This is a genomic window from Pseudovibrio sp. WM33 (assembly GCF_001623165.1).
GTDB lineage: Bacteria > Pseudomonadota > Alphaproteobacteria > Rhizobiales > Stappiaceae > Pseudovibrio.
The window spans coordinates 1-1,430 of record NZ_LMCK01000121.1; the positions used below are offsets into that span (position 1 = coordinate 1).

Consider the following 1,430-nt stretch of genomic DNA (forward strand, 5'->3'; position numbering starts at 1 on the left):
ACTTTCAATCTGGACCACTCAAATGGGGCTGCTCAGCGCCATAGATGAAGCGGGGGCCGCGGCCGTGGCTGGAGGCGGCGTCGTCGGCGTTGTAGAGCTCGCATTTGTCCAGAGACAGGCAGCCGCACCCCATACATGCTCTCAGGTTCTCCATGCGTGCAATGCACTCGTTCAGATGAACTTTGAACTGCTGACTCAAGCGCAGCCACTCACCTTTGTTTGGTGCACGGCCGGAGGAAGTGTCCCGAGTTGATCCGAAATCTTTTTGATGGTGAAGCCAAATTCCTGTGCGACTAACGCAACTGACAGACGGCGGATGTCTGCGCGCATGAAACGACGTTGACCACCTGCATTGCGCTCCTATGTGCGTTCGTTTGCGTTATTGGCGTTGGGACTGCGTTGCTATGTCTATACAGCTCGCGAAAGTTACTCTGGTCACACGTCAACGATAGACCGTGTTCTGTAGGATAACTCCAGCAAGCATCGGCACTGCACTGAGACCACGAAAAGGGGATAGAATTAATCTATCCCCCCTATCTCAGATGAGGTCGATGAAATGCTCTGCAATACACGTCGGGGATAAGTGATTTTGGGGCCGTAAGCTTCCTGAGGTTACTCAGCAACCAAATCTTGTGATGAACTCAGCAACATCTGCTCCGCATCTTCTTTCAAAAATGCATCGGGACGGTTGCAGGAGGTTGCCAACTCTACAAACCGTCGTTCGCGGCCAGAGGTTAGAATTGAGAACATGATGTCGGCGACATGGAGTGCCAGCGCCTGATTGCAGCGATGTGGGCGGTCTTCAAGAATTCCCATCGCCATATCGGAGAGGCCTGCAGCTCGGTAATTTGCCATAGTACCCATGCTATCGTGTTGCTGATTGGGCTCTCCAAGTGGATGCTGCCAGGCTGGAAGACCTACCGATGTACCATTTTCATCTGTAACGCGGACCTCACCACCAAAGAAGTTTGGATCAGGCCCATACAGCGTGCCAGTTTCGCCATATAGCTCCATGTGGTTATGACTATGATCCTTTACATCCCAGCTCGCACCAAATGTAATTACAGCACCGCTATGGAACTCGAGCAGGGCATGAACAGTGGTCTCAGTTTCAACGGATAGTGTCTCTCCGTAACGTTGTGCAGACGTGATGGTTCGCTTCGGGGATGGAATGGACATCAAAGCAGAAACGGCTTTTACAGGCCCAAGCAATTGAACGAGGTTCGTGAGGTAGTACGGACCCAGATCAAGAATTGGCCCACCTCCATCCTTGAAGAAGAACGCGGGATTTGGATGCCAATGCTCCATGCCACGGCTCATGACGTGACACGTCCCGCTCCCAACCTTACCAATCGCTCCACTATCGATCAGGCTACGACATTGCTGATGAGATCCGCCAAGGAATGTATCTGGTGCGGAGCCAATACGAA

General features: G+C 52.3%; 2 protein-coding genes. Both read right to left on the minus strand.

What is annotated here, in order from left to right; genetic code table 11:
- Positions 1 to 4: 4 nt before the first annotated feature.
- Positions 5 to 199, minus strand: coding sequence for a hypothetical protein (locus tag PsWM33_RS28155; RefSeq protein ID WP_208992003.1), 195 nt, complete (start codon positions 197 to 199; stop codon positions 5 to 7).
- Positions 200 to 612: 413 nt separating this feature from the next.
- The coding region (locus PsWM33_RS21045; RefSeq protein ID WP_244276731.1) for a Gfo/Idh/MocA family protein at positions 613 to 1,430 on the minus strand (818 nt) is incomplete at its 5' end.